Origin of the sequence: Pseudomonas sp. HS-18 (genome assembly GCF_020401845.1) — a bacterium.
Lineage (GTDB): Bacteria > Pseudomonadota > Gammaproteobacteria > Pseudomonadales > Pseudomonadaceae > Pseudomonas > Pseudomonas nitroreducens.
This window is the reverse complement of the sequence record NZ_CP084413.1, coordinates 6,134,673-6,157,351: the sequence shown is the minus strand read 5'-3', so window position 1 is coordinate 6,157,351 and position 22,679 is coordinate 6,134,673. Positions and strand designations below refer to the sequence as shown.

Annotated in this window: 17 protein-coding genes; 13 read left to right on the top strand and 4 right to left on the bottom strand. The window is 64.9% G+C overall.

Annotated elements, in window-relative coordinates:
* Nucleotide 1 precedes the first annotated feature (1 nt).
* From LDJ84_RS28570 to LDJ84_RS28520, 11 genes are all read left to right on the top strand, one after another.
* A complete protein-coding gene (locus LDJ84_RS28570) occupies nucleotides 2–2,215 on the top strand; it encodes a polysaccharide biosynthesis tyrosine autokinase (protein WP_037011021.1) in 2,214 nt (737 codons plus the stop codon).
* Between the two features lie 27 nt (nucleotides 2,216–2,242).
* Nucleotides 2,243–2,992: a WbqC family protein gene (locus tag LDJ84_RS28565; RefSeq protein ID WP_037011018.1), complete on the top strand. Its 750-nt coding sequence runs from the start codon at nucleotides 2,243–2,245 to the stop codon at nucleotides 2,990–2,992.
* Entirely contained in the window at nucleotides 2,989–3,510 is a 522-nt protein-coding gene (rfaH, locus tag LDJ84_RS28560) for a transcription/translation regulatory transformer protein RfaH (RefSeq protein WP_089285854.1), read from the top strand. Before LDJ84_RS28565 ends, rfaH begins: the two co-directional genes overlap by 4 nt.
* A 44-nt stretch (nucleotides 3,511–3,554) precedes the next feature.
* The gene (locus tag LDJ84_RS28555) at nucleotides 3,555–4,553 is read left to right on the top strand and encodes a glycosyltransferase (RefSeq protein ID WP_065085322.1); all 999 of its coding nucleotides are present in this window, start codon (nucleotides 3,555–3,557) and stop codon (nucleotides 4,551–4,553) included.
* Entirely contained in the window at nucleotides 4,550–5,782 is a 1,233-nt protein-coding gene (locus LDJ84_RS28550) for a glycosyltransferase family 4 protein (RefSeq protein WP_226045637.1), read from the top strand. The genes LDJ84_RS28555 and LDJ84_RS28550 overlap by 4 nt, the downstream gene beginning before the upstream one ends.
* Nucleotides 5,751–8,366, top strand: coding sequence for a GH39 family glycosyl hydrolase (locus LDJ84_RS28545; protein WP_054908145.1), 2,616 nt, complete (start codon nucleotides 5,751–5,753; stop codon nucleotides 8,364–8,366). The genes LDJ84_RS28550 and LDJ84_RS28545 overlap by 32 nt, the downstream gene beginning before the upstream one ends.
* Before the next feature lie 20 nt (nucleotides 8,367–8,386).
* Nucleotides 8,387–9,505 carry a glycosyltransferase family 4 protein gene (locus tag LDJ84_RS28540; protein ID WP_065085320.1) on the top strand — a complete coding sequence of 373 codons (1,119 nt, stop codon included), beginning with the start codon at nucleotides 8,387–8,389 and terminating at the stop codon, nucleotides 9,503–9,505.
* Entirely contained in the window at nucleotides 9,502–10,377 is an 876-nt protein-coding gene (rfbA, locus tag LDJ84_RS28535) for a glucose-1-phosphate thymidylyltransferase RfbA (RefSeq protein WP_024762134.1), read from the top strand. Before LDJ84_RS28540 ends, rfbA begins: the two co-directional genes overlap by 4 nt.
* A gap of 108 nt (nucleotides 10,378–10,485) precedes the next feature.
* Nucleotides 10,486–11,886, top strand: coding sequence for an undecaprenyl-phosphate glucose phosphotransferase (locus LDJ84_RS28530; RefSeq protein WP_024762135.1), 1,401 nt, complete (start codon nucleotides 10,486–10,488; stop codon nucleotides 11,884–11,886).
* A 31-nt stretch (nucleotides 11,887–11,917) separates the two neighbouring features.
* On the top strand, nucleotides 11,918–13,036 hold the full coding sequence (locus tag LDJ84_RS28525; RefSeq protein ID WP_169887070.1) for a polysaccharide biosynthesis/export family protein: 1,119 nt from the start codon (nucleotides 11,918–11,920) through the stop codon (nucleotides 13,034–13,036).
* 853 nt (nucleotides 13,037–13,889) lie between these two features.
* The gene (locus tag LDJ84_RS28520; RefSeq protein ID WP_038803553.1) at nucleotides 13,890–15,260 is read left to right on the top strand and encodes an OprD family porin; all 1,371 of its coding nucleotides are present in this window, start codon (nucleotides 13,890–13,892) and stop codon (nucleotides 15,258–15,260) included.
* A gap of 226 nt (nucleotides 15,261–15,486) precedes the next feature.
* On the opposite strand, the gene aguA is transcribed toward LDJ84_RS28520, so the two are convergent.
* The 4 genes from aguA to LDJ84_RS28500 all read right to left on the bottom strand — a co-directional run bounded on the left by aguA (nucleotide 15,487) and on the right by LDJ84_RS28500 (nucleotide 20,191).
* Nucleotides 15,487–16,596: an agmatine deiminase gene (gene aguA / locus LDJ84_RS28515; protein WP_024762137.1), complete on the bottom strand. Its 1,110-nt coding sequence runs from the start codon at nucleotides 16,594–16,596 to the stop codon at nucleotides 15,487–15,489.
* A 218-nt stretch (nucleotides 16,597–16,814) separates the two neighbouring features.
* Nucleotides 16,815–17,450, bottom strand: coding sequence for a TetR/AcrR family transcriptional regulator (locus tag LDJ84_RS28510; RefSeq protein WP_038803552.1), 636 nt, complete (start codon nucleotides 17,448–17,450; stop codon nucleotides 16,815–16,817).
* Nucleotides 17,451–17,505: 55 nt separating this feature from the next.
* Nucleotides 17,506–18,567, bottom strand: a complete 1,062-nt coding sequence (locus LDJ84_RS28505) for a polyamine ABC transporter substrate-binding protein (RefSeq protein WP_065085316.1) — start codon at nucleotides 18,565–18,567, stop codon at nucleotides 17,506–17,508.
* 244 nt (nucleotides 18,568–18,811) lie between these two features.
* A complete protein-coding gene (locus LDJ84_RS28500) occupies nucleotides 18,812–20,191 on the bottom strand; it encodes a glutamine synthetase family protein (protein WP_024762139.1) in 1,380 nt (459 codons plus the stop codon).
* Nucleotides 20,192–20,469: 278 nt separating this feature from the next.
* Between LDJ84_RS28500 and LDJ84_RS28495 the strand changes: the two genes are divergently transcribed.
* Nucleotides 20,470–21,219 carry a gamma-glutamyl-gamma-aminobutyrate hydrolase family protein gene (locus LDJ84_RS28495; protein WP_169887074.1) on the top strand — a complete coding sequence of 250 codons (750 nt, stop codon included), beginning with the start codon at nucleotides 20,470–20,472 and terminating at the stop codon, nucleotides 21,217–21,219.
* Nucleotides 21,220–21,259: 40 nt separating this feature from the next.
* On the top strand, nucleotides 21,260–22,618 hold the full coding sequence (locus tag LDJ84_RS28490) for a glutamine synthetase family protein (RefSeq protein WP_024762141.1): 1,359 nt from the start codon (nucleotides 21,260–21,262) through the stop codon (nucleotides 22,616–22,618).
* The last annotated feature ends 61 nt before the right edge of the window (nucleotides 22,619–22,679 follow it).

The following is a 22,679-nucleotide window of genomic DNA, read 5'->3' as shown; positions in this document are numbered from 1 at the left end:
CATGAGTGTCATGCCCCGCTCGTCCCTGGAAACGCTCCAGGACACCCGCATCGATGTCGCCGGCCTGCTGCGCCTGCTGTTCGATCACAAGAAGATGATCCTCGCCGTCACTGGCCTGTTCGCCGTACTCGGGCTCTTCTATGCAGTGGTCGCCACGCCCATCTATGTCTCCGGCGCGATGATCCAGATCGAGCAGAAGAAGAACGGCCTCAACGGCACGCCCGAGGTGATCAATCGCCCCGACTCGGTGTCGATCGCCTCCACCGAGATCGAACTGCTGAAATCCCGCGCGGTGCTCGGCAAGGCGGTCGAACTGCTGAAGCTGGACATCGTCGCCAAGCCCAAGCGCCTGCCGCTGATTGGTGACTACCTGGCGCGGCGCTACCAGCCGGAAGCCGGCCAGACCCTCGCTGCACCCTGGCTGGGCATGGGCGCCTACGGTTGGGGTGGTGAGCAGATCAAGGTGTTCTCCCTCGACGTGCCGGAGGAATACCTGGGTGAGCCGCTGACCCTGGTGGCCGACGGCGGCGACGCCTATCACCTGCTCAACGCCGATGGCCAGCTGCTGCTGCGCGGCGAGCTGAAGAAACCGGTGCTGGAGAAAGGCTTCAGCATCGAGGTGGACGAACTGGTGGCACGCCCCGGTACCGAGTTCATTGTGGCGAAGAACCGCCTGCTGACCACCACCCTGAACTACCAGAAGCTGCTCAAGGTGGCCGAGGCGGGCAAGGACTCGGGGATCATCTACATGACCCTGGAGGACCCGAACCCGCTGCAGGCTGACCGCATCCTCGACAAGATCAGCCAGCTCTACGTGCTGCAGAACGTCGAGCGCAGTTCCGCCGAAGCCTCCCAGCGCCTGCAGTTCCTGCGCTCGCAGCTGCCGGTGGTGCGCATGGACCTGGAAAAGGCCGAAGCCGCCTACAACGCCTACCAGACCACGGCCAAATCTGCCGACATCAGCGTCGAGACCCGTGGCGTGCTGGACCAGGTGGTGGGCATCGACAACCAGCTCTCCGAGCTCAAGCTCAAGCGCGCCGAGTACGACCGCCTTTACACCCCGACCCACCCGACCTACCAGGCCCTGCTCAAGCAGATGAGCAGCCTGGAAGACCGCAAGGCGCAACTGCAGAAACGCATCCAGACCCTGCCGGCGACCCAGCAGGAGCTGCTGCGCCTGTCCCGTGACATGCAGGTCACCCGGCAGACCTACACCACCCTGCTGAACAAGGCCCAGGAGCAGGACATCATCCGCGCCGGGACCATCGGCAACGTGCGGGTGATCGACACCGCCCAGGCCAACGTCGAGCAGCCGGCCAAGCCCATGCGCAAGGTCATCGTGCTGCTCGCCACCCTGCTCGGCTTCTGTGTCGCCCTGGGCATCCTGTTCCTGCGCCAGGCCTTCTACCGTGGCGTGGAGAATCCCGAGGCGATCGAACAGCTCGGCCTCTCGGTGCTCGCCGCGATTCCCTACTCGCGGCAGCAGGAGCGCCTGGAGAAGGAACGCAAGGGCGACATCCTCGGCCATACGCCCAAGCTGCTCGCCGCCTCCACCCCCGGCGACCTGGCCAACGAGGCCATCCGCAGCCTGCGCACCAACCTGCATTTCGCCCTGCTCGAAGCGCGCAACAACGTCGTGATGCTCACCAGCCCCGCGCCGGGAGCCGGCAAGTCGTTCGTCTCCAGCAACCTGGCGGCCATCGTCGCGCAATCGGGCCTGCGCACCCTGCTGATCGATGCCGACATGCGCAAGGGCTACCTGCACCGGGTGTTCGGCCTGACGCCGCGCCACGGCCTGTCCGACGCGCTGAGCGCGCACCGCCCACTGAGCGAGGTGATCCTGCCCACCGAGGTGCCGGAGCTGGACTTCATTTCCTGTGGCTTCGCCGCACCGAACCCGTCCGAGCTGCTGATGCACGACAACTTCGCCCAGCTGCTGCGCGATGCCTCGTCGATGTACGACCTGGTGATAGTCGACACCCCGCCGGTGCTGGCGGTGACCGACGCCGCGCTGGTCGGCCGGCTGTGCGGCATCTGCCTGCTGGTGACCCGCTTCGGCCAGAGCCCGGCCAGCGAGATCGACACCGCGCGCCGCCGCCTGGGGCAGAGCGGCATCCACCTGCAGGGCGCGATCCTCAATGGCGTGAAGCGCAAGGCCTCCACCGCAGCCTACGACTACGGTGCCTACGCCTATCGCTACGACGCCAAGGACTGAAACCGCAGGCAGGGAAGGAGTACCGACATGGTCCATATCGTCAGCCTGATGCAGCCGTACCTGTTCCCCTACCTGGGGTACTTCCAGCTGATCGCCGCGAGCAGTCTGTTCATTCTCGGCGACAGCCTGCAGTACACCCGGCGCGGCTGGATCAACCGCAATCGGGTGCTGGTCGGCGGCAAGATCTGGCAGTTCAGTTTTCCCCTGGAACAGGGCTCGCAGACCCAGGCGATCAACGAACGACGCCTGAGTGACGAGATGCGGCTGACCAACCAGCGCTTGCTGCACACGATCCGCCATGCCTACCACCGTGCGCCGTGCTACGAGCAGGTGATGCCGCTGCTGGAGGAAATCCTCGAACACCCCGAGCGCAACCTGTCGCACTTCGCCGAGCACTCGATCCGCCGCATCTGCCAGTACATGAAGATCGACACGCCGATGACGCGTGTCTCCGAGCTGGACCTGGCCGACGACATCGGGCGCGACCAGCGCCTGATCGAAGCGGTGAAGCAGACCGGTGGCGACGTCTACCTCAATCCCGAAGGTGGCCGCCACCTGTACTCGCCGGACGTGTTCAACGCCCACGGCCTGGAGTTGCAGTTCCTGCGCATGGAGCCGGTTAGCTACCCGCAGTTCGGCCCGGATTTCGTCCCCAGCCTGTCGATCATCGACGTGCTGATGTTCAACCCGCCAGACGAACTGCAGCGCCTGCTGGGCCGCTACACCGTGGAGCGGCCCGCGCCCTCCTCGGACATCCTCGGAGAGTACGAATCATGAGCGCCGTCGCCATCTCCACTGCCGGGCAATACCGCTGGTACCTGATCCAGACCAAGCCGCACCAGGAGCTGCGCGCCGAGGAGAACCTCGGCCGCCAGGGCTTTTCCTGCTACCGCCCGGTGGTGGGGCAGGGCGGCCGGGCGCAGCCGCTGTTCCCCGGTTACCTGTTCATCCGCCTCGATCAGCAGCACGACAACTGGTTCCCGATCCGCTCCACCCGTGGCGTGGCGCGCCTCGTCAGCTTTGGCGCGCAGCCGCTGGCAGTGGCCGACGACCTGGTGGAAGGCATCCGCCAGCGCCTGGCCGCCATGCCGGAGCGCCGTGCCAGCGGCTTCCACGAAGGGCAGATGGTGCGCGTGAAGTGCGCAGGCGATTGCGAAGTGGATGCGATCTTCCTCTGCGAGGACGGCACCGAGCGCGGGTTGATACTGCTCAACCTGCTGCAACGCGAACAACGCATCCGGGTCCCGCTCAGCCAGCTCTCGGCGGTGGTTGGCAACGACGGCTGGCGCGCCTGAGGCGCTCGACTCTTACAGGATCAACTGCAAGGAGGTGTGGCGAGATGAATGGATCGACCGTGCTGGTGACGCTGACCTATGGCGACCGCCTCGAGTACTTGGAAGAGCTGCTGGCCCGCGCCTTCCGCGAGAAGGACATCACCCGCGCCATCGTCGTCAGCAATGCCTCGGTGGCTGAACTGGACCAGTTGTTCATGCTCTGGCCCAACCGCGTGCAGGTGATCGAGCTGGACAGCAACACCGGCTCGGCCAATGGCTATGCCGTGGGCATCGAGGCCGCGCTGAAGAGCGGCTGCGACTTCATCTGGCTGATGGATGACGACAACGCGCCGACGCCGGGCTCGTTCCCGCTGCTCAAGCAGCGCCTGATCGATTGCGCGCTGCGCCATGGCACCGACAACACGGCCGTGCTGGGCTTCCGCCCGACCCACCAGGCCGACGTCGCTTCCGGAGTGCCGACCCGTTTCATCACGCCGCCGCGCTCCAGCTACTTCGGTTTCCACGTTCGCCAGCTGCCCTACAAACTCTGGCGCCGCACGCCCTGGGGCAAGCCGAAGCCGCGCCCGGCGCAGCCGCTGCTGGAGCTGCCGTTCGCCTACTACGGCGGCCTGCTCGGGCATGCCGATCTGTTCCGCCGCATCGGCCTGCCGCGCCGCGACCTGGTGCTCTACGCCGACGACACCGAATACACCTTCCGTATCGGCAACCTGGGTGGCCACCTCTACCTGGTACCCGAGGCGGGCCTGGATGACCTGGAGAACTCCTGGAACATCAAGGCGCGCACCTCGAACATCTACGAGACCTACCTGCTGGGCAGCTCCGACCTGCGGGCCTACTACGCCGCGCGCAACCAGGCGTGGTTCGACAAGAACCTGTGGGTGACCTCGCCGCTGATGTACCGCTTCAACCGCTGGGTGTTCATCCGCCTGCTGCACTTCTTCGCCCGCCGCCACCAGCGCGAAAGCCGCCTGGCCCTGCTGCTGCAGGCGATCCGCGATGGCGAAGCCGGTGCGCTCGGCATGAACCGGGCCTACCCGCTATGAGACTGCTGCTGCTCAACACCCTCTACGCCCCGCACATCGGCGGCGGGGCGGAGGTCATGCTGCAGCACATGGCCGAGGGCCTGCGCGCACGCGGCCATGAGGTGCAGGTGCTCTGCACCGGGCCGGACGCCAGCCTGCAACGCGAGACGGTGAACGGCGTGCCGGTGCTTCGAGCCGGCCTGCGTAACCTTTACTGGCCCTTCGACGACAAGAGCCAAGGCGCGCTGAAACGCCTCGCCTGGCACGGGCTGGACCGCTACAACCGCGGCATGCGCAGTCTGCTGGCGAAGGTGCTCGAAGAGGTCGAGCCGGACGTGGTGATCTGCCACAACCTGTCGGGCTGGTCGATCTCCGCCTGGGATGCGATCCGTGCCGCCGGCCTGCCCATCGTGCAGGTCCTGCACGACCAGTACCTGACCTGCCCGCGCGGTGTGCGCTTCAACAAGGGCCGCCATTGCGAGCAGCAATGCGCCCCCTGTGCGTTGTTGCGGCGCTCCCATGCTGCAGCTTCGAGCGATGTCGACGCGGTGGTCGGTGTCAGTCGCTACCAGCTCAATACGCTGCTCGACGCCGGTTACTTCTCCGGCAGCCAGACCCACGTGGTGTACAACGGCTCGCCGATGGCAGAAGTGCCTGTCGTGCCGCCGGCTTCCGGGCGCCGCCCGTTGCGCTTCGGCTTCATCGGTGCGCTGACGCCGAACAAGGGCGTGGAGTGGTTGATCGAGCAGTTCCAGGCGCGCGGCGACGATGCCTCGCTGCTGATCGCCGGACGCGGCGACGCGGCCTACGTGAACCAGCTGAAGTCCGCCGCCGACCCCCAGAGCGTGCACTTCGTCGGCTACCGCAAGGCCTCCGAGTTCTTTGCCGAGATCGACGTCGCCGTGGTCCCCAGCCTGTCGCCGGAGTCCTTCGGCCTGGTGGCGCTGGAGGCCTGCGCGCATCACCTGCCGGTAATCGCCTCGCGCATGGGCGGGCTGGTGGAAGTCGTCCAGGACGAGATCAACGGCCTGCTCTGCTCGCCCGAGCAACCCGACTCGCTCGGTGATGCCATCCAGCGCCTGGCCCGGGACCCGGCGCTGCGCCAGCGCCTCGCCTCGCGAGCCCATGAATACGTGGCGCCGATGCTCAGCCTGGAGCGGATGCTCGACGAGTACGAAACCATCCTGCGCCACACCCTGCTTACCCGCGGAGTCCAGCATGGAACTGCAATCCCCGTATCCACGCTTTGAGCTCGACCGTCGTGTGACCTTCGACCGCTCGTTGCTGGCGCTCGGGGTGCTGGTGGCATTGCTGCTGGTGGAGACCTTCAACGGCGCGTTGCGCTTCTATACCGACCAGGCCGGACTGTCGGCGATCGTCTACCTGCCCAAGGTGGCCTGCATCATCGCCGTGGCCTGGGAGTTGATCACCCGCCCGCAGCAGCGCGGGCTGTGGCTGTTGCTGATCCTCGCCGCGGCTTCGCTGCTCCTCGGGCGGCTGCATGGCGCCGAGTTCAAGAGCGGCTTCTTCGCCGTTTTCATTTACGCGCCGCTGCTGTTCGGCCTGCTCTGCGGCCCCTACCTGGAAATGCATCGCAAGGCGGTGGGCTGGATCATCGCCTTCTGCCTGGTCGCCTCCCTCATCGGCATCGCGCTGGACCTGCTGATCAATGTGCCGTGGAAGGGCTACACCTACTCCATGGGCGGCGTCGAGGTCAGCGCCAACCGCTCCTGGAGCGCTTACGGCCTGGATCGCATCGCCGGCTTCTCGCGGATGTCCTCCAGCCTGGCGATGATGCTGGCGGTGTTCAGCCTCTACCTGGGGTCGTTCCGCCTGCCGCTGCTGGCGCGCGGTCTGCTCTACGCGGTGGCGCTGGTGGGCATCGTGCTCACCACCAACAAGTCCTCCGCCGGCGCCTTCTTCCTCGCCCTGATGGTGATGAGCATTGCCCGCCAGCGCCTGCTGTTCCTGTTCGCCGCGCTGCTGGTGGTGCTCGGCGCGCTGCTGCTGCCGCTGTACGGCCTGTATGCGCAGGTCGACCCCTACCTGGCCAGCGCCACTGGCGACAACCTGATGGGTTCGATGGTGGATCGCCTGGTCAACACCTGGCCGAACCTGATCAAGGTGATGGACTACAACGGCTGGATCTACACCGGCGCCGGGCTGGGCATGACCGGCAGCGCCTATGCCGCCTTCCCGATCTTCGGTGTCGAGCAGCTGGCAGTGGCCGATAATTCGCTGCTCTACCTCTGGTGCCTGTTCGGCGTGGCCGGCGTCGCCCTCTACCTGCTCGGGGTGCCGATGCTGATGCGCCTGCAGCGCCAGCCCGGCCAGGAAGCCCGCGCGCTGCTGGGGATCGCCTATTGCATCCTGCTGATCGGCTGGACCAGCGACGTACTCGAATCGCCCATACCCAGCCTGTTCCTCGGCCTGGCCATCGGTCGCGCCCTGCGCCTGCCGGGTGAGGCCGCGCCGCAACCGGCGCCGCGCACCCTGCGCCTGCAGGGCGGCATGCTCAGCCTGCTGGCCTGCGCGCTGCTGATCGGCGGCCTGCTGCAATCGCCGCGCACCCTGGCCAACCAGGCGCCGGTGGAAAACCCCGGTGCAGCGGAATTCATCGTCGGCGCCAGCACCCACCAGAACATCCGCGCCGGCAACCGTGATGGCATCAATCGCCTCGGGCGCGAGGCCGGCATCACCTCGTTCCGCGACGACGCCTACTGGTCCAGCGTCGAGCGCGAGCGCGGCAAGCTGGCCATCGATGCCGCGTGGCGCGCACAGCTGCGCAGCACGCGCAGCCTGGGTATCAGCACGCTGCTGATCCTGGGCAACGAGAACCAGTTCTACGGCAATGCCAAGCCGCGCGACGACGCCTCCCGCGAGGGCTACCTGCGCTACGTGCGCTATGTGGTCCGCAGCTTCAAGGGGCAGGTCGCCTTCTACGAAGTGTGGAACGAGTGGGACTCGGAAAACGCCACCGACAAGGACTTCAGCGACGATTACCTGACCCTGGTGCGCGCCGCCGCCAAGGTGATCCGCGAGGAAGACCCGCAAGCCAAGGTGCTCGCTGGCGCCGTCACCCTCAAGGGCATCCGCCAGGGCTTCGCCGAACGCATCGCCGGTGGTGGCGTGCTCGATGTGGCCGATGGCATCTCGCTGCACCCGTCGGTGTATTGCGAGGGCGAGATGTCCACGCCCGAGGCCTGGCTCAACTGGTTCCAGGGCGTCAACCAGAAGCTGGAAAACGCCGCCGGCAAGCCGGTGCCGCTGTACTTCACCGAATTCAGCTGGCCGGCCCACGAAGGCGATTGCGGCATCAGCCGCGAACGCCAGGCCGCGTACCTGGCCCGCGCCTATGTGCTGGTGCGCAGCCTGCCCAATGTGAAGGGCGCCTGGTGGTATGACCTGGTGGACGACGGCATCGACCGCACGGACATGGAACACAACTTCGGCCTGCTCACCGCCAGCGGCCAACCCAAGCCGGCCTACCACGCCATGGCCAGCGTCGCCGACATCATCGGTCGCTACCGCTTCGTCGGCCGCGTGCCCAACCAGGACCCGAACGTCTACCTGCTGCGCTTCGCCAAGGCCAGCGAGGAAATCCTGGTGGCCTGGACCCTGGGCCACGAACAGACCCTGAACATCACCAGCAAGCCCGGCAGCAGCGACACCCTCTGGCGCCTCGACGCCGTGGAGGGCATCGCCCGCCGCGAGGGCCGGCCGGTGCCCTGGCAATGCCCCGCAGGCGGCGGCGATTGCCAGGCCAGCATCCGCATCGACGAGTCGCCCACCCTGGTGCGCAGCGCGTCGGCCCCGCAACTGTCGCTGCGCTGACGCCTCGCGGAGAACCCTTCATGATCGTGATCAACGCGCGTTTCCTCACCCAGCAGTTGAGCGGTGTGCAGCGCTTCGCCGAGCAGATATCGCTGTCGCTGGCACGCCTGCGCAGCGACCTGCACTTCGTGGCGCCGCCAGGGGAAATCCTCCGCCCGGAGATCGCCCGGCAACTGAACGTCGAGCAGGTCGGGCGCAACGGCGGGCACCTCTGGGAGCAGGTCGACCTGCCGCTATGGCTGGCGCACCACGGCCGGCCGCTGCTGGTCTCGCTGTGCAGCACGGCGCCACTGGCGTACTCGCGGCAGGTGATGACGCACCACGACATCACCTACGTGCGCCACCCGGAAAGTTTTTCCTGGAAGTTCCGCGCCCTGTACCGCGTGATGATTCCCCTGCTGCTGCGCCGCTCGCTGGCGCAGGTCACAGTCAGCGAATTCTCCCGCCAGGAGATCGCCACGCACTATGGCGTCGACCCCAAGGGCATCCATGTGATCGCCAACGCGGTGTCCGCCGAGTTCTGTACCGGCCTGGAACCGGCGACGCCCGAGCGGCCCTATGTACTGGCGGTGTCCTCGCCGGCCACGCACAAGAACTTCCAGCGGCTGATCGAAGCCTTCCGCCTGCTGGGTGAGCTGGACGTGGAGTTGCGCATCGTCGGCGCCGCCAACCGCAGCTTCGTCGACGCGCAGCTGCAGCAGAGCGGGCAGGGCGATCGCGTGCGCTGGCTGGGACGGCTGGACGACGACCAACTGATCGAGCAGTACCGCCACGCGGCCGTCTTCGCCTTTCCGTCGCTGTATGAAGGTTTCGGCATTCCACCGCTGGAAGCGCAGGCCTGCGGCTGCCCGGTGGTGGCCGCCAGCAGCGCCTCGATTCCCGAAGTGCTGGGCAACTCGGTGCTGTATTTCGACCCCCTCGACCCGCCCGGCATCGCTGCCGCCCTGCGTCGCGTGCTGCTCGACCACCAGCTGCGCGCCGACCTTTGCCGGCTGGGGCAGGAGAATGTCCTGCGCTACTCCTGGGACATCTCCGCACTGCGCCTGTCGAGCCTGATCGACACCTTTCTGATGGAGCGCTCGGGCTACCCGGCGCGCTTCGACGCCAAACAGATCGCCAAGCAAGGAGGCAGATCATGAAGGGCATCATCCTCGCCGGCGGCTCCGGCACCCGCCTGCACCCGATCACCCTGGGCGTGTCCAAGCAGCTGCTGCCGATCTACGACAAGCCGATGGTGTACTACCCGCTCTCGGTACTGATGCTCGCCGGCATCGACGACATCCTGCTGATCTGCACGCCCACCGACCTGCCGAACTTCCGCGCCCTGCTGGGTGACGGCGAGCAGTTCGGCGTGCAGCTGCAGTACGCCGTGCAGCCTTCGCCGGATGGCCTGGCCCAGGCCTTCCTGATCGGCGCCGAGTTCATCGGCGATGACTCGGTATGCCTGGTGCTGGGCGACAACATCTTCTACGGCCAGGGCTTCACCGAAACCCTGCGTGAAGCGGCGGCGCGCACCCAGGGCGCCACCGTGTTCGGCTACCAGGTGGCGGACCCGGCGCGCTTCGGCGTGGTCGAGTTCGACGACCAGGGGCGCGTGCTCTCCATCGAAGAGAAACCGCGCGTGCCGCGTTCGAACTACGCCGTCACCGGCCTGTACTTCTACGACAACCGCGTGGTGGAGATGGCCCGCCAGATCCGCCCTTCGGCCCGTGGCGAACTGGAAATCACCGACATCAACAACCTCTACCTGGAGCGGGGCGAACTGCACGTGAGCCTGCTCGGTCGCGGGTTCGCCTGGCTGGACACCGGCACCCACGAATCGCTGATGGAAGCCGGCCATTTCGTGCAGACCATCGAGCAGCGCCAGGGACTGAAGGTGGCCTGCCTTGAGGAGATCGCCTTCCAGCAGGGCTGGCTCAGCGAAACGTACCTGGCCCTGCAGGCCGAGCGGCTGAGCAAGACCGGCTATGGCCGTTACCTGCAGCAGTTGCTGCTGGACAAGCGACAGTGAATTCGCACCCGACGAACCCGAGGCGGGTTCGCCGGCCCTGCGCCCGTTAACGGACTGCGATAACGAAGCAGCGGCACAAGGAGCGATGCCGGACATCGCGAGGTCATCATGCCCAACAAGACAAAAGGAATTCTGCGTGCGCACCAGTCACTGATCTCGCTGGCGCACCGCCTGAGCGACATCCTGGTGATCGTGCTCAGCGGGGTGATTCTGCTCAGCGCCGGCAATGGCGTTCTGGACGCACAGATCTGGGTCTCGGTGCTGCTCTGCGTCATGCTGTTCCACTGGCTCGGCGAGCTGAACCAGCTCTACGGCTCCTGGCGGGGCGAGTCGCTGCTGCGCGAGTCGCTGAGTGTCACCCTGTACTGGTCGCTGGCGTTCTTCGCCGTGCTGCTGCTGGACATCTCGCTGCGCCACGTGGAGCTGGAGGAGCCGCGCCGGCTGGGGTGGTTCGCCGCCGCGCTGCTGATCATGTGCGGCTATCGCCTGGCCATCCGCATGTTGCTGCGCGTCGCCCGGCGCCATGGCTTCAACAGCCGCAACGTGGCCATCTACGGCACCGGAGAGGTCGGTGCTCGGCTCGCCGAAACCATCCTCAATGCCCCGTGGATGGGGCTGCGCCTGATCGGCTTCTATGACGACCGCCCGCAGCAGATGGAGCTGGGCGAGCGGGTGCCGGTAAAGGGGGATCGCCTGGCGCTGATCGAAGCCGCGCGCTCGGGGCAGATCGACAAGGTCTACCTGACCCTGCCCCTGTCCCGCGAGCCGCTGCTCAACGAGCTGATCCGCGAGCTGTCCGATACCACGGTGTCGGTGTACCTGATCCCCGACCTGTTCATGTTCGACCTGCTGCACGCGCGCAGCGAAAGCATCAACGGCCTGGCCACCATCAGCATCTTCGACACGCCCATGGATGGCCCCAACGCCGTGCTCAAGCGTATCGAGGACGTGGTGCTGGCCTCGCTGATCCTGTTGCTGATCGCCGTGCCCATGCTCTTCATCGCGGTGGCCGTGAAGCTCAGCTCGCGCGGCCCGGTGCTGTTCCGCCAGACCCGCTACGGCATGGATGGCCGGCCGATCCGCGTCTGGAAATTCCGCAGCATGACGGTGATGGAAGACGGCGCCGCCGTCACCCAGGCCTCGCGCAACGATTGCCGCATCACCCCGCTGGGCGCCTTCCTGCGGCGCACCTCGCTGGATGAACTGCCACAATTCTTCAACGTCTTGCTCGGCGACATGTCCGTGGTCGGCCCACGCCCCCACGCCGTGGCGCACAACGAGCAATACCGGCGTCAGGTCAGCCGCTACATGCTGCGTCACAAGGTCAAGCCGGGCATCACCGGCTGGGCCCAGGTGAACGGCTGGCGCGGCGAAACCGACACCCTGGAGAAGATGCAGAAACGCATCGAGTTCGATCTGGACTACATCGAGAACTGGTCCGTCTGGTGGGACCTGAAGATCGTCCTGCTGACCCTGTTCAAGGGTTTCGTACACCGCAACGCCTACTGAGTTTTCACACTCGTTTCAAGGAAGGATTGCCATGAAAAACCTGCTCGCTTTCAGCTTTGTAGTCGGCAGTCTGGCGCTACAAGGCTGCGTGTTCTCCCCCGGTCAGTACATGACGGATTCCGATGTCCAGCGCGAGGCGCAGAAGCAGGGGATGAACATTACCCTCGTGCCTATCACGCCACAGGTGCTGCAGCGCCAGGAGGCCGCGTTCGCCGCCAGGCCCGGTGTGCCCGCGGAACTGCTGAACTACCGCCCGCCGCAACAGGACTACGTGATCGGCGGCGGCGACGTACTGCTGGTGACCGTCTGGGACCACCCGGAACTGACCAGCCCCGGCTCGACCCAACAGATGGAAGCCAACGGCCGCGTGGTCGGCGCCGACGGCAACATCTTCTTCCCCTACGCTGGCGTGGTGCGAGCCGAAGGGCAGACCCCGGCACAATTGCGTTCGAGCCTGGCCCGCCGGCTGGCGAACAAGGGCATCGTCGACCCGCAGGTGGATGTCACCGTGCTGCGCTATGCCAGCCAGCACGTGGTGTTCTCCGGCGCCTTCCAGAACGGCGGCCAGGTCGAGCTGAACAACACGCCCACGACCCTGGTGCAGGCGGTCAGCAAAGCGGGAGTGATTGCCGGCGAGGCGGACCTGTCCGGACTGACGCTCAAGCGTGACGGCCGCGAATACGTGATCGACGTCGACGCGCTGAACCGCTCCGGCTCGACGCTCAGCGGCATCTACCTGAAGAACGGCGACCAGGTTCACCTGCCCTACAACGACCGCAAGAAAGTCTATGTGGTCGGCGAGGTGGAACGCCCGCAGGTCGTGACCTACCGCACCACCGGCCTGTCACTGCTGGAAGTGCTGGGCAACGCAGGCGGCCTGGCCCCGGAAACCTCCGATGGTGACTCCGTGTACGTGATCCGCGGCAACCCGCAGCAGGCCGATGGCAAGGGGCAGGGTACCTTCCAGGCGCAGGTCTTCCACCTGGAAGCCAAGCGTCCGACCGCCTACGCCCTGGCCAAGGACTTCGCCATGCAGCCGCAGGACGTAGTGTTCATCGGCCCGGCCAACATCACTCGCTGGAACCGCTTCATCAGCCAGCTGCTGCCGTCGGCCTCGATCGTCGCCACCAGTGCGGCAGTGGGCAACTGACGCCCAGGCCTGATACCGGCGGGAATGCCAGGCTTCCGCCCACAGCAGTCACGAATATTCCTACGGCTGTGGGCGGTTCTTTGGAATCGACTCTTCATCACCGACTGGCCATCATCGCCGCCATCCGGTGCCGAGCAGCACCACTCCTACTGGCGGAAGCGATTCCGCCGCTCTCCTTTGGGGTCTTCCCCTAGCACAAGGCCCCGAACCCGCCCGCGTTGCAGCGCCGGCGGGTTTTTTTTGCCTGGCGTTCCACCGTGTATGGATTCCTACGCCGGAGTTGCCTTTGGAGGTACCTCCAGCGATGAGCAGTCGACCGCCGCTGAGAGGCGTATCATATATTCCATAAAGAAATTACATATTAATAATTAATTCTTTTTGGATTTATGACGGTTCTTTTATCGTTGCCCTGCGCTGCCGCGAGCTGTTTCGGACAGAGCGGAAGAGGGTGGCGGTTTACCGCCAGCCAGAGTTGGTGGGATGGCGGTTTTCCGCTGATCCGGCCCTGGGGAGTGGCTCGACGAACGAGCCGGAGGCCGGAAAGACGGGAGTGTCGGACAGGGTAGGCCGGTTGGCCTGGGGATTGCCTTGTCAGGTGGCGAATGCCCAGCGCATCGCCACAACAACAAGACACGAGAATCGATCCATGCCCTTCCCATCTTCTGCCGTATCCCTGTCCGCCTGCCTGCGCTTCGCTCCCGCCTAGCGGGGCGTCGAAACAACCAACGAATCCTGCATGCCCGTCGTGCTCGTCACGCCGCGGCCGCTGCCTGCCATTCGGTCGGACTCCCGGGGGAGCCAGTCGTTGTTGCGAATGGCGTGTTTCCAAGATCAATAAAATGGGGAAATTCCAATGAAAAGCCGCACTCTCACGCAATCGGGCCTCGCGCTCGCCATCGCTGCCGCAGGCCTCGCGCAATCCGCCGTCGCCGCTGGGTTCATCGAAGACAGCAAGGCCAGCCTGACCCTGCGCAACTTCTACATCAACACCGACAACCGCAACGGCGACGTCACGGGGACCCAGCCGAACAAGTCTGAAGAGTGGGGCCAGGGCTTCCTGCTCAACTACGCCTCCGGTTTCACCGAGGGCACCGTGGGCTTTGGCATCGACGCGCTGGGCCTGCTGGGCGTGCGACTGGACAGCGGCAAGGGTACCCACTACAACCCGAGCAGCTCCGCCTATGCGGGCTCCGTGTTTCCTACCGACGGTGATGGCCGCGCCGTGGATGACTTCTCCCACCTGGGCGCCACCGGCAAGCTGAAGGTCTCCAGCACCGAGTTGCGCTACGGCACGCTGCTGCCCAAGCTGCCGGTGGTGACCTACAACGACGGTCGCCTGCTGCCGCAGACCTTTGAAGGTGGCCAGGTCACCTCCAACGAATTCAAGGACCTGACCCTCATCGGCGGCCAGCTGGAACATGCCAAGGGCCGTAACTCGAGCAACAACGAAGGCCTGTCGATTGCCGGCGCGAACAACGCCCAGACCGGCCAGTTCGTCAACAAGTTCTACTACGGCGGCGGCGACTACAAGGTCACCAAGGACCTGACGCTGCAGTACTACTACGGCAACCTGCAGGACTTCTACAAGCAGCACTTCCTGGGTCTGCAACACAACTGGGCGATCGGCCCGGGCGTGCTGAAGAGCGACCTGCGCTACTTCCACAGCAGCGACGATGGCAAGAACGGTCACGACAAGACCTATTACACCAACGGCTACTACGGCAACGGCGTGACCAAGGGCGAGGTCGACAACCGCGCCTGGAGCGGCCTGTTCACCTATACCGTCAGCGGCCACAGCTTCGGCGCGGGCTACCAGCAACTCAGCGGCGACAGCGACTTCCCGTTCATCAATAACGGCGATGGCGCTACCGCCTACCTGATCACCGACGTGCAGATCGGCAAGTTCCTGCGCGCCGGCGAGCGTACCTGGCAGGTTCGCTACGGCTACGATTTCGCTCAGGCCGGACTGCCGGGCCTGACCTTCCAGACCCTGTACCTGCATGGTGACAACATCGACACCCGTTACGGCGACAAAAGCGAGTGGGAGCGTGACATCTCCCTCGCCTACGTGATCCCGGACGGCACCTTCAAGGGCCTGGGCTTTACCTGGAAGAACGCCGCGCTGCGCAGCGGCCTGCCGGCGGACTCCCGCAGCGGTACTGCCGGCCAGCGCGACCAGGACGAAAACCGCCTGATCGTCAGCTACACCATCCCGCTGCTGTAATTCTCGCGGGATAACGAAAAAGCCGCCGACCTCGCAAGAGGCCGGCGGCTTTTTCATGGGTGCGCACGAGGGCTCTTCGCAGGAGCGAGCTTGCTCGCGAACAAGTCCCGTCGCGAAGTCGTTCGCGCGCAAGCTCGTTCCTACAGAGGCATTCCTCTGCCAATGAAAAGGCCGTCGTTCCGGTGGGAGCGACGGCCCTTTTCTTCAGCAAATCAGCTTCAGCGAATCAGCGCTTCTGCGGCGCCGGCTGCTGCTGGGTGATGCAGTGGATGTTGCCGCCGCCCAGGAGAATCTCGCGGCCCGGCACCATCACCACTTCGTGTTCGGGGAAGATGCGCTTCAAGGTGGCTTCGGCCTCTGCGTCCGCCGGATCGTCGAAGCGCGGCGCGATGATGCCGCCGTTGACGATCAGGAAGTTGACGTAGGAGCCGGCCAGGCGGATCGACGGATCGCGCGGCTGGGTGCCGATCACCAGGTCGATGCCTTCGCACTCGGCTTCGGTCGCGTGGATCGGGCCGGGGATGACCATCTTGTGCACGGTGAGCTGGCGGCCCTTGGCGTCGCGGGCGGTTTCCAGCACGCGCATGGCGGCCTGGCAGCGCTCGTAGTTCGGGTCGTTCTGATCGTCGGTCCAGGCCAGCAGGACTTCGGCGGGGCGCACGTAGCAGCAGAAGTTGTCGACGTGGCCGTCGGTCTCGTCGTTGAACAGGCCGTCCGGCAGCCAGATCACGCTGTCGATGGCCAGGTGCTCGCGCAGCACGGCCTCTATCTCTTCGCGGCTCATGTGCGGGTTGCGGTTGTGGTTGAGCAGGCATTCCTCGGTGGTGATCACCGTGCCTTCGCCGTCCACATGGATCGAGCCGCCTTCCAGCACGAAGCCTTCGGTGCGGTAGCCGTCGCAACGCTCGATGCCGAGGATCTTGCTCGCCACCTGGTCGTCGCGGTGCCACGGGAAGTACAGGCCGCCTTCCAGGCCGCCCCAGGCATTGAAGGTCCAGTCCACGCCGCGTACTTCGCCGTCGTTATTGGTGACGAAGGTCGGGCCGGTGTCGCGCACCCAGGCGTCGTCGTTGCTGATTTCCACCACGCGGATGTTGGCCGCGTCGGCCAGCTGGGCGCGGGCGTTTTCGTACTGGCCGGCGGAAACGCCGATGGTCACCGGCTCGAAGCGGGCGATGGCGCGGGCCACGGCGCTGAAGGCGGCCTGCGCCGGCTTGCCGCCCAGGCGCCAGTTGTCCGGCCGCTCGGGCCAGACCATCCAGGTCTGGGTGTGGGGTTCCCATTCCGCCGGCATGCGGAAGCCATCGGCGCGGGGAGTGCTGGTCAACGTAGTCATGGGGCGATCCTGGGGGCTGCTCAGTTGGGGACGTACGGCGCTATGCGCGTCGCCCCATCCTGCGCTTTGGGTTGTGTCATTCGAGAGTGCGTCACGAGCGGCCAGTATAGGTCGCCGCGGGCAGTTTCTGATTTTATATCCGATAAAAATCGATTTATGAAGTGAATTATTCTCAGGAAATGCCCGTATATCCGGATTTTAATCGGATATAAATCGATTTATTTAAGGGGTGAGGGGCGCTTCGGCAGGCAGGGCGGCAGGTACAGCGAGAGGTAGGCATCGATCACCCGCATGCCTTCTTCAGCCAGGCGTTCGGTAATCAGCCCGTGACGCTGCACGGAGAGGGCGTAAACGCGATCACCCAGTTCGATGGCGAGGCTGAATACCTCGATATCCTGCGGCAACGGTGGCAGCTCGAAATGCCGCTCGAACAGGGCGCGCATGGCCTGGCCGAGTTGCACGTCATGCTGGCTGTCGGCCTGGGTGACTTCGGCAAGGCCGTGGCTGGCGAGGATCAGCTGGCGTGCGGCGGCGTCTTCGGCGTACACGGCCAGGGTGCGTTGTTCGACCAGTCGTGCGAGGTCGCGCCAGTCGCGTAGGGCAGCGTGATCGACGGGCTGTTCCAGGCAGGCGCGGAAGGCGGCGTGGACGTCATTGGTCAGGCCTTGCAGCAACGCCGGGACGCTGGGGAAAAAGTGATAGACGGAAGAGGGAGGAATGTCCGCGCGTTCGGCCACCGCGTAGATCGATAGCCCCGCTGCGCCGCTTTCGGCCAGCAGGGCGCGGGCCGCGTCGAGGATCACGGCGATTCTTGCCTGGCTGCTGGCGCGAGGTTTGCGGGTGGGAGCGGGCATGGCTGTCTCCGGAGCTGGGCGGCTATTGGACGCCAGCTCCGGTGCGCTCGGCAAGTCAGCTGCCGCCGTCGCGCAGCTTGGCCCAGACTTCGGTGATCACCGGGGCGGTCTTCTCCGGTGCGGTTTCCAGGGCAAACAGGCGGCGCTTGGTTTCCTGGTCCGGGTACAGGCCCGGCTGGTCGCGCAGGGCGGCATCGAGGAACTGCGCGGAGTCCTTGTTGCCGTTGGGGTAGAGGGTGGCGGCGGTGATCTGCGCGGCGACCTTGGGTTGCATCAGGTAGTCGATGAACTTCAGGGCCAGGTCCGGATGCTCGGAGGCGCTGGGGATCACCAGGTTGTCGATGAACAGCACCGAGCCTTCCTGCGGCACCACGAAGCGCACCGGCTGGCCGGCGTTGGCGGCGCCCAGGGCATCGCCGACCCAGGCCATGGCGACGCACAGCTTGCCGGCGTTGAGGTCCTGGATGTAGCGCTCGCTGTCGATGTAGCGCAGGTTCGGGCGCAGCTGTGCGAGCACTTCGCCGGCACGGCGGATCTGCGACGGCGCGCTGCGGGCGAAGTTGCGGCCCTGGTAGTTCATCAGCACCGAGAAGGCCTCGTCCGGAGCGTCCAGCAGGCTCATGCCGCAGGCCTTCAGGCGCTGGCTCTGCTGCGGGTCGAACATCACGCTCCAGCTGTCGGGCAGCTTGCCGCCGTAGGCCTTCTCCGCTTCGGGTTCGTTGATTGCCAGGCCCACGGCACCCCACAGATAAGGGATGGCGTGCTGGTTGTTGGGGTCGACGGCGGCCAGCTTGCTCAGCAACTGGGTGTCGAGGTGGCTGCGGTTGGGCAGCTTGGAGAAATCCAATGCCTGGATGCGCTTGTCGCGGATCAGCGCCGGCAGGTCGTTGTGCGAAGGCACGGCGACGTCGATCTTCTCACCGCTCTCCAGGGCCTTCTTGACCTCTTCGGCGGTGCTGTAGGTTTTGTAGTCGACACGGATGCCGGTGTCCTTCTCGAAGTCCTTGAGCACTTCGGGGGCGATGTAGTCGTTCCAGTTGTAGACATGGATGACCTGCTCGGCCCAGGCAGACAGCGGGCACAACAGCATCAGAATCACGGCGTACAGGCGTGGCATTGGCGATCTCCCTGAATGAACCACGTAATCAGCGGATGCGGCATTCGCCGCTCGATAGCGCGACAGCAAAGACACGACAGACGCGATGGCGCCCGGGCGGGCGGATGGAGACATCGCGAGCAGGAAGGAACGACGGATGTGACTCGCCCTGGCGCCCCTCCTCGCCGTTGCGATGTCGCAGTTCCCCGGGTGTGCCAGAGGCACAAGGAAACGCCGGCACGAGGGCCGGCGTTTCGTTTACCACTTATACGGTGTGCAAGTACCAGTTGTACTCGAGATCGGAAATCGAATACTCGAACTCCTGCATCTCATGCTCCTTGCACGCGACGAAGATGTCGATGTACTCGGGGCTGATGTACTTGTTCATCACGTCGCTGTCGTCCAGCTCGCGCAGGGCATCGCGCAAGTTGTTCGGCAGGCTCTGTTCCAGCTGCTCGTAGGCGTTGCCTTCGATCGGCGCGCCCGGCTCGACCTTGTTGGTCAGGCCGTGGTGGACGCCAGCCAGTACAGCCGAGAGCAGCAGGTACGGGTTGGCGTCGGCACCGGCGACGCGGTGTTCCAGGCGCACCGCTTCCGGTGCTCCGGTCGGCACGCGCAGGGCGACGGTACGGTTGTCCAGGCCCCAGCTCGGCGCGTTCGGCACGAAGAAGGCCGAACCGAAACGGCGGTACGAGTTGACGTTCGGGCAGAGGAACGCCATCGACGCCGGCAGGGTCTCGAGCACACCGCCGATCGCGTGGCGCAATGCGGCGTTCTGCTCGGGATCCTCGCTGGTGAAGATGTTCTTGCCGTCCTTGTCGAGCAGCGAGACGTGGACGTGCAGACCGTTGCCAGCCTGACCCGGGTAGGGCTTGGCCATGAAGGTCGAGTCCATCTCGTGGTCGTAGGCGACGTTCTTGATCAGGCGCTTGAGCAGGACTGCGTAGTCGCAGGCCTTCAGAGCGTCGTCAACGTGGTGCATGTTGACTTCGAACTGGGCCGGTGCGCTTTCCTTGACGATGGCGTCGGCGGGGATGCCCTGGGCGCGGGCGCCGTCGATGATGTCCTGGAGGCAATCAGCGTATTCGTCGAGGTCGTCGATGGAGTAGACCTGGACCGATTGCGGGCGCTTGCCGGAGATCGGCGAGCGCGGCGGCTGCGGCCGGCCGTTCACGTTCTCCTGGTCGATCAGGTAGAACTCGAGCTCGAAGGCCGCGACGATGGTCAGGCCGATGTCGGTGAACTTCTGTACCACCTGGCGCAGTACTTCACGCGGGTCGGCGAAGAACGGCGTGCGTTCTTCCATCTCGTGCATGGTCATCAGCAGCTGCGCGGTCGGGCGCTTCTGCCAGGGCTCCATGGAGAGGGTATTGGGGATCGGGAAACAGACGCGGTCCGCGTCGCCAATGTCCAGGCCGAGGCCGGTGCTTTCCACGGTGGAGCCGGTGATGTCGAGAGCGAAGAGAGAGGCGGGGAGGTTGATGCCCTTCTCATAGACTTTGGGCAGGTTGGTGCGTTCGATGCGCTTGCCGCGGACCACACCATTCATGTCTGCAATAAGGAGGTCGACGAACTGGACCTCGGGGTGTTCCTTCAGGAACTCACTCGCTTCTTCGAGCGACACGGCACTCTGGGGTACCGACATGATGTCACACCTTTATTGTTAAAAATTTCAATCATTCGAAAGCTGAGGTGTGAGTCAATCCGAATTGGCAAGGGTTGTCAATGTCGCACCAAAGTGGGGCGCATCAGTCCTGATGGGCCGTTTTTGGGGCGTTTCGAGCCGCTTTTGATCCGCGGAGAGCCTTTGCTGGCGGGCTGTTCAGTGGGGCGTGTTTGATTTTTTACATGACTATTGTGTAAAAAAATGAACAAGGCTAAGCTCGGCCTCAAGCCCATAACACTTACAAACACGGGTGTCCCATGTCTCGCCTGCCGTTAATCGGCGTGTCCGCCTGCCTCAAGCAGATCGGTTCCAAACCCTACCATGTTGCTGGCGACAAATACCTCAGAGCGCTGATCTCCGGGGCCTCGGGCATTCCTTTGATCATTCCCTCCCTGGGCGATGCCATCGACCAGGAAGGCATGTTGGCCGCGTTCGACGGCCTGCTCTTCACAGGCTCGGCGTCGAACGTCGAACCCCATCATTATAGTGGCTCCGCCAGCGTTGCAGGCACCCCCCATGATCCCGAGCGCGACAGCACGACGCTGCCGCTGATTCGCCGCGCCGTCGCGGCCGGGATTCCGGTGCTGGGCATCTGCCGTGGCTTCCAGGAAATGAATGTCGCCTTCGGCGGTTCGTTGCACCAGAAGGTGCACGAAGTCGAGGGCTTCATGGACCACCGCGAACCTGCCGGTGAGCCGATCGAAATCCAATATGGTCTGCGGCATGTCGTCGACGTGCAGCCGGGCGGCGTATTCGCCGGTATCGGGCTACCCTCGCAGTTCCAGGTCAATTCTATTCACGGCCAGGGCGTTGATCGTCTGGCGCCCGGCCTTCGTGTAGAAGCTCTGGCGCCTGACGGGTTGGTTGAAGCCTTCTCCGTCGAAGGTGCGGCCTTCGCCGTCGGGGTGCAGTGGCACCCGGAATGGCAGGTCGAAACGAACCCCAACTATCTCGCTATCTTCCAGGCATTCGGCAAAGCCTGCAGCAAGAGGGCGGGGAACCGCTGAGTCCGGCGTTGGGGCCGGGCTCTCAAACCCTGAGGTCTTTATGACTAGCAAGCTAGACCAGCTCAGTGGCTGGTTGAAGGAACGCAAGATCACTGAAGTGGAATGCATGATCGCCGACCTGACCGGGATCGCCCGGGGCAAGATCGCGCCGACTGCGAAATTCCTCAACGAGAAGGGCATGCGCCTGCCGGAGAGCGTTCTCCTGCAGACCGTGACCGGCGACTACGTCGAGGATGACATCTATTACGACCTGCTGGACCCGGCCGACATCGATATGGTCTGCCGCCCGGACGAGAATGCCGTGTTCCTCGTCCCCTGGGCCATTGAGCCGACCGCGATGGTCATCCACGATACCTACGACAAGCTGGGCAACCCCATCGAGCTGTCGCCGCGCAACGTCCTCAAGCGCGTCCTCCAGCTATACGCCGAAAAGGGCTGGAGGCCGATCGTGGCTCCGGAGATGGAGTTCTACCTGACCAAGCGCAGCGACGACCCCGACTACCCGCTGCAGGCTCCGGTGGGCCGTTCCGGCCGCCAGGAGACCGGTCGCCAGTCCTTCTCCATCGACGCGGCGAACGAATTCGACCCGCTGTTCGAGGACATGTACGACTGGTGCGAACTGCAGGGCCTGGATCTGGACACCCTGATCCATGAAGAAGGCACCGCGCAGATGGAGATCAACTTCCGTCACGGCGATGCCCTGGACCTGGCCGACCAGATCGTGGTGTTCAAGCGCACCATGCGCGAGGCCGCTCTCAAGCACAACGTGGCCGCGACCTTCATGGCCAAGCCGATGACCGGCGAGCCGGGCAGTGCCATGCACCTGCACCAGAGCATCGTCGACATCAAGACCGGCAAGAACATCTTCTCCAACGCCGACGGCAGCATGAGCGAGCTGTTCCTGCATCACATCGGCGGCCTGCAGAAGCTGATTCCCGAGGCGCTGCCGCTGTTCGCGCCGAACGTCAACTCGTTCCGCCGCTTCCTGCCCGACACCTCGGCGCCGGTGAACGTGGAATGGGGCGAAGAGAACCGCACCGTGGGCCTGCGCGTACCGGATTCCACCCCGGACAACCGGCGCGTGGAAAACCGCCTGGCCGGCGCCGATGCCAACCCCTACCTGGCCCTCGCCGCCAGCCTGCTGTGCGGCTACATCGGCATGGTCGAAGGCCTCAAACCCAGTGCGCAGGTCAAGGGCCGCGGCTATGAACGGCGTAACCTGCGCCTGCCGCTGACCATCGAGGCTGCACTGGAGTGCATGGAAGGTAGCAAGACCCTGGAGAAATACCTGGGTGACAAGTTCATTCGAGGCTATGTCGCGGTGAAGCGCGCCGAGCACGAGAACTTCAAGCGAGTAATCAGTTCCTGGGAGCGCGAGTTCCTCCTGCTTTCTGTCTGATCGGCGTGGGGTCCGGCGCGTGGCCGGGCCCCGTGTTTCTTAGAGAAGAGGTTTTATCAAG

Excerpts from the sequence above, each read along its gene's own strand:
- LDJ84_RS28570 (WP_037011021.1), top strand. The coding sequence starts at position 2 with ATGAGTGTCATGCCCCGCTCGTCCCTGGAAACGCTCCAGGACACCCGC.
- LDJ84_RS28565 (WP_037011018.1), top strand. The coding sequence starts at position 2,243 with ATGGTCCATATCGTCAGCCTGATGCAGCCGTACCTGTTCCCCTACCTG.
- rfaH (WP_089285854.1), top strand. The coding sequence starts at position 2,989 with ATGAGCGCCGTCGCCATCTCCACTGCCGGGCAATACCGCTGGTACCTG.
- LDJ84_RS28555 (WP_065085322.1), top strand. The coding sequence starts at position 3,555 with ATGAATGGATCGACCGTGCTGGTGACGCTGACCTATGGCGACCGCCTC.
- LDJ84_RS28550 (WP_226045637.1), top strand. The coding sequence starts at position 4,550 with ATGAGACTGCTGCTGCTCAACACCCTCTACGCCCCGCACATCGGCGGC.
- LDJ84_RS28545 (WP_054908145.1), top strand. The coding sequence starts at position 5,751 with ATGGAACTGCAATCCCCGTATCCACGCTTTGAGCTCGACCGTCGTGTG.
- LDJ84_RS28540 (WP_065085320.1), top strand. The coding sequence starts at position 8,387 with ATGATCGTGATCAACGCGCGTTTCCTCACCCAGCAGTTGAGCGGTGTG.
- rfbA (WP_024762134.1), top strand. The coding sequence starts at position 9,502 with ATGAAGGGCATCATCCTCGCCGGCGGCTCCGGCACCCGCCTGCACCCG.
- LDJ84_RS28530 (WP_024762135.1), top strand. The coding sequence starts at position 10,486 with ATGCCCAACAAGACAAAAGGAATTCTGCGTGCGCACCAGTCACTGATC.
- LDJ84_RS28525 (WP_169887070.1), top strand. The coding sequence starts at position 11,918 with ATGAAAAACCTGCTCGCTTTCAGCTTTGTAGTCGGCAGTCTGGCGCTA.
- LDJ84_RS28520 (WP_038803553.1), top strand. The coding sequence starts at position 13,890 with ATGAAAAGCCGCACTCTCACGCAATCGGGCCTCGCGCTCGCCATCGCT.
- aguA (WP_024762137.1), bottom strand. The coding sequence starts at position 16,596 with ATGACTACGTTGACCAGCACTCCCCGCGCCGATGGCTTCCGCATGCCG.
- LDJ84_RS28510 (WP_038803552.1), bottom strand. The coding sequence starts at position 17,450 with ATGCCCGCTCCCACCCGCAAACCTCGCGCCAGCAGCCAGGCAAGAATC.
- LDJ84_RS28505 (WP_065085316.1), bottom strand. The coding sequence starts at position 18,567 with ATGCCACGCCTGTACGCCGTGATTCTGATGCTGTTGTGCCCGCTGTCT.
- LDJ84_RS28500 (WP_024762139.1), bottom strand. The coding sequence starts at position 20,191 with ATGTCGGTACCCCAGAGTGCCGTGTCGCTCGAAGAAGCGAGTGAGTTC.
- LDJ84_RS28495 (WP_169887074.1), top strand. The coding sequence starts at position 20,470 with ATGTCTCGCCTGCCGTTAATCGGCGTGTCCGCCTGCCTCAAGCAGATC.
- LDJ84_RS28490 (WP_024762141.1), top strand. The coding sequence starts at position 21,260 with ATGACTAGCAAGCTAGACCAGCTCAGTGGCTGGTTGAAGGAACGCAAG.